This window comes from Arthrobacter sp. NPDC056493, assembly GCF_042795115.1.
GTDB lineage: Bacteria > Actinomycetota > Actinomycetes > Actinomycetales > Micrococcaceae > Arthrobacter.
In genome coordinates, this window is record NZ_JBHTSL010000016.1 from 36,955 (window position 1) to 53,439 (window position 16,485).

The 16,485-nt window shown below is 66.3% G+C and carries 16 protein-coding genes; 8 read left to right on the forward strand and 8 right to left on the reverse strand.

Annotation, left to right across the window (positions count from 1 at the left end; all coding sequences use genetic code 11):
* Positions 1 to 34 precede the first annotated feature (34 nt).
* Positions 35 to 1,114 (forward strand): LacI family DNA-binding transcriptional regulator, encoded by a 1,080-nt coding sequence (locus tag ACFQ50_RS09260; RefSeq protein ID WP_377995229.1) that lies wholly within the window; start codon positions 35 to 37, stop codon positions 1,112 to 1,114.
* Positions 1,115 to 1,176: 62 nt separating this feature from the next.
* Here ACFQ50_RS09260 and ACFQ50_RS09265 read toward each other — a convergent pair whose 3' ends face one another.
* The 3 genes from ACFQ50_RS09265 to ACFQ50_RS09275 all read right to left on the reverse strand — a co-directional run bounded on the left by ACFQ50_RS09265 (position 1,177) and on the right by ACFQ50_RS09275 (position 4,184).
* Entirely contained in the window at positions 1,177 to 2,523 is a 1,347-nt protein-coding gene (locus tag ACFQ50_RS09265; RefSeq protein ID WP_377995230.1) for a formimidoylglutamate deiminase, read from the reverse strand.
* Positions 2,520 to 3,719, reverse strand: a complete 1,200-nt coding sequence (locus ACFQ50_RS09270; protein ID WP_377995231.1) for an allantoate amidohydrolase — start codon at positions 3,717 to 3,719, stop codon at positions 2,520 to 2,522. Before ACFQ50_RS09270 ends, ACFQ50_RS09265 begins: the two co-directional genes overlap by 4 nt.
* A gap of 138 nt (positions 3,720 to 3,857) precedes the next feature.
* Entirely contained in the window at positions 3,858 to 4,184 is a 327-nt protein-coding gene (locus tag ACFQ50_RS09275) for a PepSY domain-containing protein (RefSeq protein WP_377995232.1), read from the reverse strand.
* A gap of 188 nt (positions 4,185 to 4,372) precedes the next feature.
* Here ACFQ50_RS09275 and ACFQ50_RS09280 point away from each other — a divergent pair, with 188 nt between their 5' ends.
* Entirely contained in the window at positions 4,373 to 4,852 is a 480-nt protein-coding gene (locus ACFQ50_RS09280) for an NUDIX domain-containing protein (protein WP_377995233.1), read from the forward strand.
* A 4-nt stretch (positions 4,853 to 4,856) separates the two neighbouring features.
* The gene (locus ACFQ50_RS09285; RefSeq protein ID WP_377995234.1) at positions 4,857 to 5,216 is read left to right on the forward strand and encodes a hypothetical protein; all 360 of its coding nucleotides are present in this window, start codon (positions 4,857 to 4,859) and stop codon (positions 5,214 to 5,216) included.
* A gap of 15 nt (positions 5,217 to 5,231) precedes the next feature.
* Here ACFQ50_RS09285 and ACFQ50_RS09290 read toward each other — a convergent pair whose 3' ends face one another.
* The 4 genes from ACFQ50_RS09290 to ACFQ50_RS09305 form a co-directional block, all read right to left on the reverse strand.
* Complete coding sequence (locus ACFQ50_RS09290; RefSeq protein WP_377995235.1) at positions 5,232 to 6,140, reverse strand: NAD(P)-dependent oxidoreductase; 909 nt, start codon at positions 6,138 to 6,140, stop codon at positions 5,232 to 5,234.
* A 31-nt stretch (positions 6,141 to 6,171) separates the two neighbouring features.
* Positions 6,172 to 8,091: a TRAP transporter large permease subunit gene (locus tag ACFQ50_RS09295; protein ID WP_377995236.1), complete on the reverse strand. Its 1,920-nt coding sequence runs from the start codon at positions 8,089 to 8,091 to the stop codon at positions 6,172 to 6,174.
* Positions 8,092 to 8,203: 112 nt separating this feature from the next.
* On the reverse strand, positions 8,204 to 9,226 hold the full coding sequence (locus ACFQ50_RS09300; RefSeq protein ID WP_377995237.1) for a DctP family TRAP transporter solute-binding subunit: 1,023 nt from the start codon (positions 9,224 to 9,226) through the stop codon (positions 8,204 to 8,206).
* A 44-nt stretch (positions 9,227 to 9,270) separates the two neighbouring features.
* The gene (locus tag ACFQ50_RS09305; RefSeq protein WP_377995238.1) at positions 9,271 to 10,623 is read right to left on the reverse strand and encodes an NAD(P)H-dependent oxidoreductase; all 1,353 of its coding nucleotides are present in this window, start codon (positions 10,621 to 10,623) and stop codon (positions 9,271 to 9,273) included.
* Between the two features lie 205 nt (positions 10,624 to 10,828).
* On the opposite strand from ACFQ50_RS09305, the gene ACFQ50_RS09310 reads away from it, so the two are divergent.
* Both ACFQ50_RS09310 and ACFQ50_RS09315 read left to right on the forward strand, forming a co-directional pair.
* Positions 10,829 to 11,878, forward strand: a complete 1,050-nt coding sequence (locus ACFQ50_RS09310; protein ID WP_377995239.1) for a LacI family DNA-binding transcriptional regulator — start codon at positions 10,829 to 10,831, stop codon at positions 11,876 to 11,878.
* A 14-nt stretch (positions 11,879 to 11,892) separates the two neighbouring features.
* Positions 11,893 to 12,204, forward strand: a complete 312-nt coding sequence (locus ACFQ50_RS09315) for a putative quinol monooxygenase (RefSeq protein WP_377995240.1) — start codon at positions 11,893 to 11,895, stop codon at positions 12,202 to 12,204.
* A 70-nt stretch (positions 12,205 to 12,274) separates the two neighbouring features.
* Here the strand turns inward: ACFQ50_RS09315 and ACFQ50_RS09320 are convergent, their stop codons facing one another.
* Positions 12,275 to 13,279, reverse strand: coding sequence for a LacI family DNA-binding transcriptional regulator (locus ACFQ50_RS09320; protein ID WP_377995241.1), 1,005 nt, complete (start codon positions 13,277 to 13,279; stop codon positions 12,275 to 12,277).
* 144 nt (positions 13,280 to 13,423) lie between these two features.
* Here ACFQ50_RS09320 and ACFQ50_RS09325 point away from each other — a divergent pair, with 144 nt between their 5' ends.
* The 3 genes from ACFQ50_RS09325 to ACFQ50_RS09335 all read left to right on the forward strand — a co-directional run bounded on the left by ACFQ50_RS09325 (position 13,424) and on the right by ACFQ50_RS09335 (position 16,451).
* Positions 13,424 to 14,602, forward strand: coding sequence for a Gfo/Idh/MocA family protein (locus ACFQ50_RS09325; protein WP_377995242.1), 1,179 nt, complete (start codon positions 13,424 to 13,426; stop codon positions 14,600 to 14,602).
* On the forward strand, positions 14,599 to 15,615 hold the full coding sequence (locus ACFQ50_RS09330) for a sugar phosphate isomerase/epimerase family protein (RefSeq protein WP_377995243.1): 1,017 nt from the start codon (positions 14,599 to 14,601) through the stop codon (positions 15,613 to 15,615). Before ACFQ50_RS09325 ends, ACFQ50_RS09330 begins: the two co-directional genes overlap by 4 nt.
* A 167-nt stretch (positions 15,616 to 15,782) precedes the next feature.
* Positions 15,783 to 16,451, forward strand: a complete 669-nt coding sequence (locus ACFQ50_RS09335; protein WP_377995244.1) for a GntR family transcriptional regulator — start codon at positions 15,783 to 15,785, stop codon at positions 16,449 to 16,451.
* Positions 16,452 to 16,485 lie beyond the last annotated feature (34 nt).

Genomic DNA, 16,485 nt, shown 5'->3' on the forward strand with positions numbered 1-16,485 from the left:
CGTCGCAGACGGATATACTCCTGACGGAGGGCAGATGGTTTCAAAGGAGAAAAGTTCGGGTGGTCCCGTCAGCGGGACGCGGTCCCCGAAGGCATCCGGGCGCGCCCACCCAGTTACCCTTCGTCAGGTGGCCGAGGAGGCAGGCGTATCGACGGCGACCGTCTCCCTGGTGGTCAACAAGAAAAAGGACGCCCGCATCTCGGCCGAGACCCGCAAACGGGTCCGCGATGCAATCAGCAAACTGGGCTACCGGCCCAATGCCCTGGCCAAAACACTGGTCAGCGGCACTTCCCGATTCATCGGCCTGGTGGCCGACGCCATCGCCACCACGCCGTTCGCCGGCCAGATCATCCAGGGGGCGCAGGACGAGGCCTGGAAGCACGGCTATGCCCTCCTCATTGCCAACACCGAAGGCAACGCGGACCTCGAGAACGACGCCATCACGATGATGCTGGAGTACAAAGTGCGCGGCATCCTGTACTCCACGTGGTTCCACAGGGAAACCGACGTACCGGTGTCCCTTCACGAGGCGGACTTCGTTCTCGTGAACTGCTTCTCGAACGACCCGGACGCGAGGGCCGTCGTGCCCGATGAGGCGCAGGGCGGACAATCCGCAACTGAAATCCTGCTGGGGCACGGACACCGCAGGATCGCGTTCATCAACGCCACCACCCCCGCACCGGCCAAGGACGGACGCCTTGAGGGCTACAAGCGCGCCCTTGAAAACGCGGGCATTCCCTTCGACCCGGATCTGGTCCTGGAGGCCTACCCCGACCAGGAAGGCGGATACGGAGCCACACAGGAGCTGCTGCAACTCGGCGTCACCGCCGTCTACTGCTACAACGACCGCATGGCGATGGGCCTTTACGACGCCCTGCGCGAGCAGGGACTGTCCATCCCGGAGGACATGGCGGTGGTCGGCTTCGACAACCAGGAAGTCATCGCAGCGCACCTCCGCCCGCCGCTTTCAACGGTGGCGCTCCCGCACTATGAGCTCGGCGCCGCCGGCGTGCGGATCCTGCTGGGACTGGAAGAACCACCGGCCAGCGCCGCCGCCAAAATCCACTGCCCCACCGTGGAACGGACGTCCGTGCGGGTACAGGCACCCGCCTGACCTTCCGGCACTGCCCACTCTTGTCAGGCGCTGCCCGTTCCAGTCAGGCACTGCCCGGCCTTTCAGGCGGAGAACTCCTTGAGCGCCTCGGCCATCAGGCTCCCCACACTGCCCAGCCGCAGATGGGTGCCTTTGGAAGCCACTGGTTGGCCGGCGATGACGACGTCCGTGACGTCGCTGGCAGTGGCGCTGTACACCAGTTGTTGCGGACTTGAGCCGGCGGTCCGAACCGAGTCGGGGTCCACGGCCATGAGGTCGCAGACGGCTCCCGGCCCGATGGCGGACGCTATGGGTGTGCCCATCGACGACGAGGCACCGGCCGTGGCGGCGTGGAGGAGTTCCTGTGGCGAGAACCGGCCCCGCTGATGGGACCCGAGGCGTTCCCCGTATTCGAGGGCGCGCATTTCAGCCCAGGGATCGATGTTCGCATGCTGGTCAGTGCCCAGGGCGATCTTCGCACCGGCGTCGAACAGCGAGCGCGCAGGTCCGATCCCGTCCGCGAGATCGGCTTCGGTGGTGGGGCACATGACGGCAGCGACGCCTGCTTCTCCGAGGAGGTGGACATCCTCCGCCGAAAGATGGGTGGCGTGGACAACGGAAAGCCGCCGGGACAACAGCCCGTGCCGGTCAAGCAGCCCGGCCGGGGTGACCCCGTAACTCTCCAGGCACGCCAGGTTCTCTGCGGGTTGCTCGCTCAGGTGAATGTGGAGCGGAATGTCGGCTGGCAACTGCCGGGCGACGATTTTGAGGGCTGCCTCCGGTACTGCGCGCACGGAGTGCAGGGCTGCGCCCACGCTGATCATGTCCGGGGAAAGGGTCTCCGCTATCACTTGCCGAAGCGAAGCCAGCCGCTCCAGCCAGCCTTGGGCGCCGGCGTCGCCGAACCGTGCCTGTTCCGGGCTGAGCGGCGAGTGGATGCCCCCGGCCAGGTACAGGGTGTCCAGCAGCGTCAGCCGGATGCCGGCGGCTGCGGCCGCGCGGGCAAGCGCCAGCTCCATGGCGTGCGGCTCGGCGTAGGGCTTCCCGCCGGGCCTGTGGTGGACATAGTGGAACTCCGCCACGCTGCTGAAGCCGGAAACCACCATCTCGGCGAAGACTGCAGTGGCGAGCTTTTCGTACTTCTCAGGCGTCAGCTCGGCAGCGCTTCGATACATCTGTTCCCGCCACACCCAGAAGTCCCCGCGCCCTGCATGGGTCCGGCCCCGCAGGATCCTGTGGAAGGCATGCGAATGCGCATTGGCCGCCGCGGGGAAGACCACACCGTGCAGCCTCTGGTCAGTAGCTTGGGGAGGGACGCCGGCAGTGACTTTGGCGATGCGGCCGTCCTGCACTTCAAGCCGGACGCCGGATGCCGCGGCTGAACCGCCGTCGCCACCGATGACCGCCGTTTCGCACCAGATGCCCTTCACAGCAGGCCCTCAAGGACATCCGCGAGCGCCTCGGCACCGGTGTTGGCGTCCTCGTCGGCAACATACTCTTCGGGGGAATGCGAGATGCCGCTGGGATTGCGGACGAACAGCATCGCGGACGGCACATAGGCCGACAGCACGCCGGCGTCGTGGCCGGCACCCGTGGCCAGCACCGGAGCGCGGGGCAGGATCCCGCTGATTCGCCGGGTCAGGCCGGGATCGAAGTGGACAGTGCCGCTGTAGGACTCCTCGGTGAGGGCAACGGAGCACCCCTCACGGGCAGCTATCTGCCGGGCGGCGCCGAAGATCGATTCGATCAGCCGGGCGGTCACGGCGTCGTCGGGATGCCTCGCGTCGAGCCACATGTCAACACGGGAGGCAATGACGTTGGTTCCGCCGGGTACCGGCGTCAGGCGTCCCACCGTGGCCCGAGCGTCCGGCTGCGTTGCAGCGGCATCGCGTACGGCGACGATGATCTGCGCCGCTGCGATCATCGGATCCGCACGGTCGGCCATCAGGGTGGTCCCGGCGTGGTTGCCCTGGCCGCTGATGCTCAGCTTCCACCGGCCGTGCCCCAGGATGGAACTTCCGACGGCGATGGCCGGGCCGCCGTTGCCCAGGCCCTTGCCCTGTTCGACGTGCAGTTCTACAAAATCCCCGATCCGGGCCAGGGCGTGGGGATCCGGACCGACGTGGCGGGGATCGAGGCCGTTCAGCCGTGCGGCGTCCGCAAAGGTGTTGCCGTCGCCGTCGCGCAGGTTCCGCGCCTTGTCCACGTCGATGGCTCCGGTGAGGAGGCGGGATCCGAGGCAGGCCACACCAAACCGGGAGCCCTCCTCCTCCGGGAACACCGTGATGGCCAGGGACCGGGCCGGCACAGTTCCGCGGGCCATCAGGATGTCGACGGCGGCGAGTGCCGACGCGACGCCAAGCGGGCCGTCGAAGGCGCCGCCGCCGGGCACTGAATCGAGGTGGCTCCCCGTGACCAGTGCACCGTCTTGGGGTTTACCCCACCAGGCCCAGACGATGCCGTTGCGGTCGGTCTCGACGGCTAGGCCGCGCTGGAGCGCCCGTTCGATGAACCACGCCCTCAGGTCGAGTTCCGCCGTCGAGTAGACGGGCCGGGAATAGCCTCCGCGCACCGCGTCGCGGCCCACGTCCTTGATGGAGTCAAGGAGCTGATTGACGGTTTCCACATGAACCTCCCAGTCCTCCCCTCGAAAGAACCATCCGTGATCTGAAGCGCGCCGCAAACTGGCAGGAGTTTTTGTCCAGATATCGCGAGCTAAAGCGCCATTTCCTCGCGATATCTGGACAAAAACTCGCTGGTTGTGTCAGTCGTCCGCGCTCTGGCTCAGGACTTGGAAGTCGGCACCGATGTTGACCTCCACCTCGGACCCGTCGGCCTTGCGGATCTCCACCTCATACGAGGAACCGGCACTGTCGCCCCGCTCGACCTCGGTCACCTGCCCGGACCCCACCTTGGCCATCGCGGCGTCGACTGCCTTGTCGCGGTCGGTTTGATTCAGCGGCTGCTCCGTGCTGCCGTTGGTGGTTGATTCGTCGTCGAAGGGGTTGACGGAAGCAGCGGCCACCGACGCTCCTCCCAGAGCCGCCGCAGCAACGGCTGCTCCAATAATCCAGGCTGTTCTCTTGCGCATGACAGACTCCTCCCGCTCGTTTTTCCAGTTTCCCCTGTGCAGGGGGCAGGATCAACGGTTGGGCGCGATCAACGGTTGTGCATCGCGATCATCGTCGCCACCAACGTGGCGGCCATTCTGCTCGCCGGGCACAGCAACCGCCAGCCGTTGCCGGGCAGCCAAGGGTAGCCTTGGGGCAGGAGGGCAACATGGCGGTCAGGAGCGCGGGCCTTCTGCTGTACCGGCGGGACGGCAGAACTGCATTGGAAGTGTGGATCGCCCACATGGGCGGGCCCTTCTGGGAGCGCAAGGACCAGCACGCCTGGTCGATTCCCAAGGGCGAGTACCTTGAAGATGAGGATCCGCTGGCGGCGGCGCAGCGCGAGTTTGCCGAGGAAATGGGAGTCCCGGCACCTTCCGCGGACTACGTGCTGCTCGGAACCTTCAAGCAGCCCTCCGGCAAGCTCATCACCGCATTCACGGCCGCATCCGCCTTCGCGCCCGAGAAAATCCTGAGCAACACCTTTCCGCTGGAGTGGCCCAAGGGGTCGGGAACCGTCCAGGACTTCCCCGAGATCGACCGCGCCGAATGGATCGCTGAATCCGAAGCCCGCATCAAGCTGGTCAAGGGCCAATTGCCCATCCTGGACGCCCTGCTCGAGCACCTCCGTGCCACTGAGGGGGAATGACGGTATGCGTGCGGCGTTCGTACACCAGGCCACCGTGGTGATGAAGGCCGACGGCGACCTGCGCGCTTTGGGTGCCGCCGTCACCCTTGGGCTGTGCGGAAGCTGGGACCATCCGCCGCCCTGCCCGCTGGCGCCCCACCACACCCGGCCCGAGAGGAACGGCGACACCGTCAGCCTGCGGATCATCTTCGCCACGAAACCGGCCGATGAAGCGGTTGTCCGCGGCCGCATCGAGGACGCGCTCCGCCAGGGGAGCCTCATCGGCCCGGACGGCCGCACCAGCCGCTGGGAGTTCCTGGGCGCCGGACCGGGTGAGCTCGATCCGTCCGAGGCCGAGCACGCCCGGCGCCTTATGGACTCCTAAGGTGCCCGGACGGGCCTATAGTCCCTGGCCGAGGACCGTCCGGTAGATCCCGGTATGGTCCAGGTCGCCGTCGCCCGCGGCGACCATGAGCTCGAAGGCACCGCGGACGCTGGCGGACAGGGGCAGCTTCAGGCCTGTGTCCTTGGCGATCTCGGCGATGAAGTTCAGGTCTTTCAGCTGGTTCTTCGCCGAGCCGCCGCCGTCGAACTCCCCGTCAATCCAGCGCTGGCCCTTTTGCCGGAGCACCTCCGAATTCGCCAGCCCGCCGGCCAGAATCGACTGCACCTGCGCGAGGTCGAGCCCGCTGGCGGTGGCCACGGCCATCGCCTCGGCCAGAGCCGTGACGGTGGCGGAGACGACGATCTGGTTGCACGCCTTCACTGTGGACCCCGCGCCGGTTTCACCGAAGCGGATGACGGTGGAACTGTAGAGCCCGAAGAGCGGCAGGAGTCGCTGCACAACGTCGGCGGGTCCTCCCACCATGGTGCTCAGCCGGCCCTCCTCGGCGCCTATGGTTCCGCCGCTGAGCGGGGCGTCCACCACCGTGACCCCGTGCTGGCGGCGGCAGTCCTCGGCGAACCGGGCAACCGCCACGGGGGAAACCGTTCCGTGGACCACCAGAACCGGTTTCTCGATGCCGGCGGCCCGCCATCCGGCCAGCAGTCCGTCCTCACCGGACAAGAGGTCAGCAACCTGCGGCAGGTCCGGCAAAACAGTCAGGACAACCTCGGCGGCGGCCCCGGCCGGGGTGGCAGCCACGCGTCCCCCTTCGATGGCCCTGGCTTTTTCCGCGGTGCGGTTCCAGAGCGTGAGGGGAACGCCGCCGGCGAGGATGTTCCTGGCGATCGGGGCACCCATGGGTCCGGTGCCCAGCAGGGCAACGGACGTGGGGAGGTCCGGGATGAGGTTCTGTGTATCTGTCACTGTGCTCATGTTCTTTGGAAAGGGAAGTTCGTTAGAAGGGGATGAGTCCGGCCACGGCAGGCAGGAAGGTGCTGAACCACGGAACGGCGGCCAGCACCAGCAGCCCGATGAAGACAGCGATGAGGTAGGGCCAGAAGTGCTTGAGGCTCTTTTCCACGGTCTCGAGGCCGGTTGCGCAGGCGACATAGAAGCCGACGCCGGCCGGCGGGGCGAATGACCCGATGCCCATGGAGATGATCAGCACCATGGCGTACTGCACCGGATTGACGCCGAATTCGGTGGCGATGGGAAGGAGCAGCGGCGCGAAGATCAGGACGGCGGGCAGGCCCTCGAGCAGCTGGCCCATGATGACCAGCAGCACCACGGTGAACAGCATGAAGAGGATGGGTGAGTCGCCCAGCCCGGACATGAGGTCGTGGATCTGCTGGGACACACCGGCGAGGGCAAGCGTCTGGGCCAGCGGCGACGCGGCAGCGATGATGAACAGAACCATGCCCGCCGTCGTCGTCGTTTCCCGCAGCGTATCGCCCAGCAGCCGCCTGCTGCCGCGCCGGTAGGCGGCGGCAAGGATGAAGGCGTAGGCGACGGCGACCGATGACACCTCGGTGGGGGTGGCGAAGCCGCTCAGGATGCCCACCACCATGCCCACCGGAAGCAGCAGCGTGGGGATGGCGAAGAACGTGGCGGAACCGCGCGCACGCCAGGTGGCCTTGGGGCTGGAGACGCCGCCCTGCTTCTTTGCGCGGAGGAAAACGAGCGCCATGACCACGAGGGCCAGGAAGGCGGCCGGAACAAAGCCGGCGAGGAACAGGGTGGTGGTGGAGATCGTGGTGATGGAGCCCATGATCAGCAGGACGATGCTCGGCGGGATGGTCTCACCCATGATGGCCGAGGCGGAGAGCACCGCGACCACCTCGCCGCGCGGGTACTTTCGTTCCTCGAGCATGCCGCGCATGGTGGTGCCCACGGCGGCGACGTCCGCAACCTTGGACCCGGAGATGCCGGAGAAGATGTACATGGTCACCACCACCACCTGGAGCAGGCCGCCGCGCAGGTGCCCGATGAGTGCGTCCACCAGCTTGGCGAGCGGCAGGGTCAGGCCGGCGGAGTTCATGACGGTTCCGGCGAGGATGAAGAACGGGATGGCCAACAGCACGAAGCCCTTGGCCCCGGAGGCCATGCCGATCGGGATGGCGCTGACCTCGGAGATCCCGCCGAGGTAGAGGTAGATGCCGGAGGCCAGCGCCAGGACGAACGCGATGGGCAGGCCGAGGAACAGCAGGGCGAACAGGGCAACCAGGACCACGCCGAGGAGGAGGTTGGGCGAGGCGTAGTAGAACAGCGGCTGGGACAGGACAACGACGGCGGCCAGGACGGCGGTGATCCCCGCCCCGACCAGGACGGCGCGGCGCGGCTGCCGCCAGAGTTTCAGGACGGCAAACCAGGCAATGAGCACCATGCCGACCGAGAAGGGCAGCGAGACCCAGAACACCGGCAGCTGGAGGATGGGCGTCTTTTCCTCGAGTTGCTGGACGAGGGTGGGAACGAAGAGGGCAAAGGCACCCGCACTCATGACGAAGACGAGGCAGTCGACGAGGGCCGCCAGGTAGGGCTTCCAACTGGCCGGAAGCCGCATGATCAGGGCCTGGACGGCCATGTGCGCACCCTTGGGGTAGGCGATCGCACCGCCGATGAAGGCGATGGTCAGGAGCGCGATTTCAGACACTTCCTGGGTCCACAGCACGGAATCCCCGGTGACCACCCTGACCATGATGTTCAGCAGGATCACGACGAGTTCGGCGAGGATCGCCGCGCCGACAGTCCATTCCAGGGCCTTGTCCAGCCAGACGGCCCCGCTCCAGCGCGGTGCAACGTGCCCGTGGTGGAGGATCTCTTCCGCATCAGACGGAAGGACCTCTTCGAGTTCCTTGGGTGCGAGTGTATGTTCCATGTTCTTCCAGACTGTCAACGTTGAGAGCGGGATGCTGAGTGCGGGGATGCTGCGTGCGGGATGTGGGGCTGAGGGCCGGAGCGCCCGACTGCGCTCCGGCCCTGAACGGGTTCTACTTGGCTGCGGTAATCGCCTGGTCGAAGAATTCCTTGCCGATCAGCTTCGAGAAGTCCGGGTAAAGGCTCTTGGACACGGCCTTGAACTGCTCAAGCCCGGCGGCGGTGGGCTCGTTGGCCTTCATGCCCTTGGCGGTAAGCTCAGCCAGCTGCTTTTCCGACTGCTCGGCGTCGTACGCCGTCTTGAAGGTGGCGGTCTCGGCCGAGGCGTCCGTTAGGGCCTTCTTCTGGTCCTCGTTGAGCGAGTCCCACTTCTTGGAGGACAGGGCGAGGACCCAGGCGTCGTTAATGTGGTGCGTCAGCGAGACGTACTTCTGGACCTCGGAGAACTTGTTGGTCCACGGCACCTCGATCGGGTTTTCCTGTCCGTCGATGGTTCCGGTCTGCAGGCCGGTGAACACCTCGGAGAACGCCATGGTGGTGGGGCTGGCGCCCAGCTTGCCGAAGAAGTCGGTCCACAGCGGGTTGCCGGGAACGCGGATCTTCAGGCCCTTGAGGTCTGACGGCTGCTCGATGGGCCGTTCGGAGTTGGTGATCTGGCGGCCGGTCCGGGTGAGGAAGGACAGCGCGACCGTGTTCTTCTCTTTGAGCTTTTCCTTCAGCATGTCGCCGGGCTTTCCTGCCAGGAACGCTGCCTCCTCCTTGGTGTCGTCAAAGAGGTAGGGGATGCTGATGGCGTTCATTTCCGGGACCACGGACGCGTACACCGACGTCGACAGGATCAGCGCGTCCAGGGACCCGCCCTGCAGCCTGGTGACGGCGGCGTTCTGGTCTCCGCTGAAGCTGGTCCCGTTGGGCACCACGGTGACAACCACTGAGCCGTTGGAGGTCTTCTTAACCTGGTCGGCGAAGTGCTGGGCGGAGACGCCCACCGAGGAGGTCAGCGGGTCCGGGATGGACAGCTGGATCTTGGCCACCGGCGCACCCCCGCCCGGGGCTCCGGAAGCGCATCCGGCGAGGAGAGTGGCGGCGAGGGTGGTGGCCAGCACTCCGGTGAGGGCGCGGGTCTTGGTGTTCATGTGATGCCTTTCTTCATTGGAAGGAGTCTGGGTAAAGCGGATGATCAGGCGCTCAGGGCGGCTTCCGAGACGAGCGCTTCCGTTTCGCGGCGCAGTTCGAGGGCCTGGGCGAGCGACTCGTCCATGATGACGTCCTCCCAGCGGACGGTTGCGCCCTTGGCGATGTCTGCACGCAGTTCAACGTGGTGGGCGAGTGCTACCGGCAATGCGCCGATCGCCACGGAGTGCCCGGCTGAGACGAGCTTGCCCCAGACGGTGAAGCCGCCCTCACCGTCGAGGAATTCGCCGGCTTTCAGGTCCTTCTTGGCGGTGGCAACGACGTCGCCGAAGAAGCCGACGGGCGAGCCGGTGGCGATGCCGCGGAGGGCTGCGTTGGCGATGGACATGTTCAGTTCGAGGCCCACGTAGTGGTACGGGCGGTACAGCGCTGCGTACTGGCCGGTGGGGTCCGGGTGCCAGGGGTATTCGTTGAAGCAGCCGGAGACGTAGCCGTTGGTTGCTTTGACGACGACGAAGACGCCTTCCTGGGTGTTGTGGCTGATCCAGCTGCCGTCGCGGTTGACGCTGGACATGACATCGACGCTTCCCTCGTGCGCGAGGGCTCCCCCGACGTCGGCCGGGCGGCAGATCGTGGCGATCTCCTCCACGTCACCCGGAGTGAAGCTCAGTCCGTTGTCCGACGGCGTGAGGCCGGCGCCGTTGGCGACGGCGGCCATCTCGATGGACGCCTTGGTGCCGTCACGGAAGGAGGTGTGCATGTACGGGTTCAGCTGGCCGGAGTCGGTGAGCTCCTTGGAGAACTCCCAGTTTTCCCACACGTTGTCCGGGTTCATCTCGTGGTAGTGCTCGAGGTACTTGGCGCCCTTGCCGGCGCAGACCACGTCGAAGCCGCTGGTCCGGGCCCAGTCCACCAGTTCCATGATGAGTGCGGGCTGGTCGCCGTACGCCATGGAATAGACGACGCCGGCCTCTTCCGCGCGCTTGGCGAGGGCCGGGCCGGCCAGGGCGTCGGCCTCGACCGTGACCATGATGATGTGCTTCCTCGTTTCGATCGCCCTCAGCGCGTGCTTCACGCCGACGATCGGGTTGCCGGTGGCTTCAACGATGACGTCGATGTCGACGTCGAACAGCTCGTCGGCGTTTGCCACGATGGTGGTGGAGCGGTTTTTGAGGGCGGCGGCGATGTCCGGTGCGATCTGGTCTTTCGGCCAGCCGACCAGCTCGAAGGCACCTTCTGCCCGCTTCACATTGATGTCAGCGATGGCCACAACATGGATGCCCGGGATGTTGTTCGCCTGCGCCAGGTACATGGTGCCGTACCGGCCGGCGCCGATCAGCCCTACGCGGATGGGGCGGCCCTGGTTCTCGCGGTCGCTAAGAAGCTTGTGAAGGTTCATGGGGAGCTCTCTGATTGATGACTGACCGAAGCGGGATAGCTTTCCATCCGGGGATGGAGCACCTCGTCGTCGCAGCTAGGTGTGATCTGGGCTAGCAGATGTTGTGATCTGCATTACCGGGTGGAACCGGTTCCACTTTTGTACCAGTCAGTGTTAAGCTGTGTCAACAGACGTCGGTGAAACCCACCGGCCGCAAGGAGGAGCATTGAAGAAGGCGCCCACTATCCGCGATGTGGCGGCAGCGGCGGGAGTCTCGGTGTCCGTGGTGTCGCGGGTGCTGAACCCCGAGTCCGGCCCGGTTGCGCCGGCCAAGCGCGAACAGGTCCTGAATGTCATCAATGAACTCGGGTACCGTCCCCGCGCTGCGGCGCGCGAACTCAGCGCCGGCCATGCCCTCACCGTCGGCCTGGTGGTTACCGACCTCGCCAACCCGTTCTTCGCCCAACTGGCGGACCGCGTGGTGTGGGAGGCCCGCAGCCACGGGGTGCAGGTGGTGGTGATGACCACCCAGGAGGACCCGCACCTTGAGGCCGAGTCCCTTGATACGCTCCTGGACCGTTCGGTGGGTGGCGTCATTGCCACGCCAACGGGCGGAAACGTCGAAAAATGGGACCGCCTGCGGGACCTCGGGGTCAACGTGGTGTTCGTTGACCGCGCCATTGCGGATCTCGGCGACGTCGACGTGGTCAGCATCGAAAACTCCGACTCGGCCCGGCGCGCCACCGACCACCTCATCGCCCTCGGCCACGAGCGGATCGGCCTGATCACCGGCCCCGCCAGCACATCCACGGGGCGTTCACGGATCGGCGGCTACCGGGCGGCCCTCGAAAGCGCATCGATAGGCCTCGACCCCATGCTGGTCCGGGACGTCCCCTTCCGCGGCGATGGCGGGGGCGACGCCGTCGGGTCCCTCCTTGCGCTTCCCGAGGCGCCCACCGGACTGATCGTGGCAAACACCGCCCAGGTGCAAAGCTCAGTGCGGCGCCTCGTTCAGATGGGCGTTCGCATCCCCGACGACCTCTCGGTTATCGTCTTTGACGACAATCCGTGGACCGAACTGACAAGCCCCCCGCTTAGCGTGATCCGGCAGCCGATCGGCATGCTCGCGGTACATTCCCTCGAACTCGTCCTTGGACGGATGCAGGGCCGGCTCCCCGCCGGCGCCAGAACCATCGAAGTGAAGGCGGATTTCGTGCCGCGCAGCAGCTGCGCCGCACCGGTCCGCTCCGTAGCCCGCAAGTCCGTAGCCCGATAAGAAAAGGAAAACCCATGACCGTAGTTGTCACCGCCATGTTCACGCCCAAGGAAGGTGCCTTCGATGACGTCGTGGCCGCCCTCTCCCCCGCCATCGCAGAGGTGCACGAGGAGCCCGGCTGCATTCTGTACGCCATCCACGAGGCCCCGAACGGCCAGATCGTGATGATCGAAAAGTGGGAAAGCGCAGCGCTCCTCGATGCCCACGGCGCCGGCGACCCCGTCAAGCGTCTGAACATCTCGCTTGAGGGGCTCCTGGCGGAGCCGGTGGAAGTGACGCGGCTGGCCGCCATTCCGGCAGGCACCAGCGCGCAGGGCGCACTCTAGTCTGCATAACGGCCCTGGAGAACGACGGCGACCCCCGCCCGTGCGGGTGGGGGTCGCCTTTCTTGTAAGGTCAGGCAGGCGGCGCCGTCGAGGTCCTGACCACCAGCTCCGGGTCCACAAGCTCCGTCCGCACCGGCAGCTCCGGATTCTCCATGCGGTCCAGCAGGGCCTTGGCAGCCCCGGCACCCACCTCACCGTTGCGGCCGTCGATGGTGGTCAGGCGCAGCAGGTTCGCTGAGGCAAGCGGCGAATTGTCGTAGCCGATCAGGGACAGATCCTCCGGAATCCGCCGCCCCCGGTCCCGCGCCGCCGCGGCCGCACCCATGGCCATCACGTCGTTGGCGGCAAAAATCGCAGTCAGCGCCGGGTTTTCATCCAGCAGCCTCAGCGCACCCTCGTAGCCGTCCGGCTCCATCGTCAGGCCGTGCCCCTGCACGGTGTGCGGCCGCAGCCCGTGCTCGCGCATCGCGGCCTCATACCCCCAGGCCCGCAGCCGGGCGGCGCCGCCCCCGCCGGTCACGTGCCCGATGTCCCGGTGCCCCAATCCGATCAGGTGCTCGGTGGCCAGCCGGCCGCCGGCCTGATCGTCATTGGCGACAACATCCGCCCCCGGAACAACGACGTCCCGGTTGCCCGCCACCACCGCAGGAACATCGACGGCCGCGAACATCTCCTCCGTGGGCTCGGTCGCGATCACAATGCCGTCCACCCGCAATGACATGAGGCCGTCCACCGGGGTCCGGTCCAGGTGGGCATTGAAGGACGGGTCAGCCACAGCCACGCGGAAACCGAGGGGGGCGAGCTCATCGTGCAGCCCTCCCAGCAGGCCCACGAACCAGAGATTCCGGTAGTCATCCAGAACGACGCCGATGGTCCGGGACCGGTTTCCGGCCAGGGTGGCCGCCGCCCGGCTTGGGCGGTAGTTCAGCCGTTCGATGGCTTCCTCGACGGCGGCGCGGCGGGCGGCGGAGACGCCGGGCGCACCGCGCAGGACCAACGAGACCAGGGATTTCGATACCCCGGCCGCGGAGGCAACGTCGTAAATGTTTGGGCGTCTGCCGGTCTCCTGGGTCACTCTGCAATTGTCACCCACGCAGGGGCGTTCTTGGGATATTGACAGGACAAAGTCCGGCCCTTATCGTTTCTATGGAGCGCTCCATTTTGCGTCACACGTCACAGCGGCCGAGTCCCGCAAAGCCCGTTTCAAAGGAGAAAACCAATGCCCAAAGATATCGGCGTAGCCGTCATCGGGGCGGGCATGGCCGGCAAGGCCCATGCCGCCGCCTTCCGCACCGCATCCGCCCTGTACAACCCCGTTCTGCCGCCGATCCGGCTGGTCTCCATCGGCGACGTGAACCCGGAGTTCGGCTCCCTCGCCGCGCGGCGCTTCGGCTACGAACGCAACGACACCTCGTGGCAGGCCATCGCCGAGGCTGATGACATCGACGTGGTCAGCGTCGTCATCGCCAACTCGCTGCACCGGGAAGTTGTGGAAGGCCTCCTGGCCGCCGGCAAGCACGTGCTGTGCGAGAAGCCGCTAAGCGACACCCTGGAAGACGCGCGGGCCATGGCCGACGCCGCCCGGAACGCCTCTTCGATCGCCCGCATCGGATTCACCTTCCGCCGCACCCCGGGCATCGCCTACATCCGCGACCTCATCCGGAACGGCACCCTGGGCAGGGTGCTGCACTTCAGCGGCCGCTACTGGACGGACTACGGCTTCAGCCCGTCGGCCCCCATGAGTTGGCGTTACAAGGGCGGTCCCGGCTCCGGTGCGCTGGCCGACGTCGGAAGCCACCTGGCCTATGTTTCCGAGTTCCTCTGCGGCGACATCAAGTCCATCAGCGGCGGCCGCCTGACCACCGCGATCGACAAGCGGCCGCTGCCGCTCGCCGCAGTCATGGGCCACGACCACGTTGCGGTCAGCGACACCTTCGAGGCCGTGGAAAACGACGACTACGCCGCCTTTAATGCCGAGTTCGAAAACGGCGCCGGCAGCTTCGAAGTCTCCCGCGTCGCGGCCGGCCACGCCAACAGCCTCAACTTCGAGGTCTTCTGCGAGAACGGCTCCGCCAAGTTCGACCAGCGCCGCCCCGGCGAGGTCCAACTGTTCCTCAACGACGGCTCCGGCCACGAGAGCGGCTACCGCCAGGTCATCCTCGGCCCCGGCCACCCCTACATCGCCGGCGGCCTCGCCATGGACGCCCCCGAGGTCGGCTTCGGCCAGAACGACGCCTTCGCCTACCAGTCGCGGGCGTTCCTCGAAGAGGTCGCAGGACTGGGCGAAGCGGAATCCCTGCCGCGCTGCGCCACCTTCGACGAAGGCGTCCGCAACATGGAACTGCTCGCCGCGGTCACCGAATCCGCCCTGAACAACGGAAAGAAGATCACGCTATGAAGCTTGGCGTCTACAACGCGATCCTGCACGACCGCCCGCTGGCCGAGGCCCTGAAGGTCGTCGCCGGCCTGGGCCTGACCGGCATCGAAATCAATTCCGGCGGTTTCCTGCCCGCCGTGCACGTCCCCACCTTCGATGACATCCTCGAAAGCGACGCCGCCCGCGACGACTACCTCGCAATCTTCGAAGGCACCGGCGTCTCCATCGCCGGCCTAAACTGCAACGGCAACCCGCTGCACCCCAACCGCGTGATCGGCGACAAGCATGCCGAGGACATCCGCCGCTCCATCCGCCTTGCCCACCGCCTCGGACAGAACCGCGTGGTCACCATGTCCGGCCTGCCCGGCGGGGAACCCGGCGCCACCGTGCCGAACTGGATCGTCAACGCCTGGAACTCCGCGGCCCTGGACGTCCTGGACTACCAGTGGGGCGTCGCTGCCGCCTTCTGGAAGGAAACCGACCGGCTTGCCGCCGACCTCGGCGTCAGGGTCGCCCTGGAACTGCACCCGCAGAACCTCGTCTTCAACCCCGCCGACGTGTACAGGCTCGTCGAACTGACCGGCGCCACCCACGTGGGCGTCGAACTGGACGCCTCCCACCTGTTCTGGCAGCAGATGGACCCGGTGGCCGTGGTCCGCGAACTCGGCCCGCTGGTCTTCCACGCCGCGGCCAAGGACGTGCGCGTCAACAAGGACACCGCCGCGGTCTACGGCGTCCTGGACAACCGCTTCCGCCGGCTGTCCCCGGAGGAGAACCGCACCAACCTCGGCGGCGAAGAGTGGGCCAACGAATGGCCCAAGCCGGCCGCCTGGGACTTCGTCGCCCTCGGCAAGGGCCACGACACCGCCTACTGGACCGAGTTCCTCCGCGCCCTCCACGAAGTAGACCCCAACATGCTCGTCAACATCGAGCACGAAGACGTCGAACTCGGCCGCATCGAAGGCCTCGAAGTCGCCTCGAAGGTCCTGAAGGACGCAGACGCAGCCCTGGCCGCGTCGCTGGTCAGTCCGTAGCCTCCGGACCAACAACAGACTCACAAACGGAAAGCCTGCCAGCCATCAGCTGGCAGGCTTTCCTGATTCGCATGGTCGCCTCCGGCCCCCGGGTATCGTAGTTGTGACTTTGGAATGCAGGTCCAACGCGCCGGACGCTCCGCGGGCGGGGAGAAAGGTAGGGCTCAATGCTGGACATCCCCATGGCCGGAAAGACCGGCGGCACGGAAGAGTCGCTGGAGGACGTGGCCTACCGGGTGATAGCAGACAGGGTCATCATGCTGGGAATCCGGCCCAACGCGTCGATCAATGAAACCCAGCTGTCGAAGGAAATGCAGATGGGCCGCACCCCCATCCGGGCTGCGTTGAAGCGGCTCGAAAACGACCATCTGATCGTTTCCCATGCACGAAAAGGCGCATTCGCCGCACCGGTCGACCTTGCCGACCTTGAGGAGATATCCGAGGTGCGTCAGGCGCTGGAACCGGTTGCGGCAGGACTGGCCGCCAGGAAGGCGCGGACAGACGCCCTCCAGACCTTTGGGAAGTACTCCGAGGTGATCCGCTCACTGGAAGCCGCCACCGTGGATCAGAGCGATCTGATGCGCCTGGATCTGGCCGTGCACCAGCTGGTTTACCGGGCTGCCGGCAACCGGCACATGGAAGAAATCCTCATCCGCTACGCCAATCTGTGGACCAGAATCCAGGGCCTGATGCTGGAGCGGCGCCCGCTGATACTGCAGCACATCGTTGAGCTGGATGGAGTCATCCAGGCAATCCTCACCAAGGACGAGGCCAAGGCAACGGCGCTCATGGCCGGCCATGTCAGCGGATTCAGCAGCTACATCAGCGCGACGTAACTTACGAATTTCTATTGACCTGTGATGGGACCCA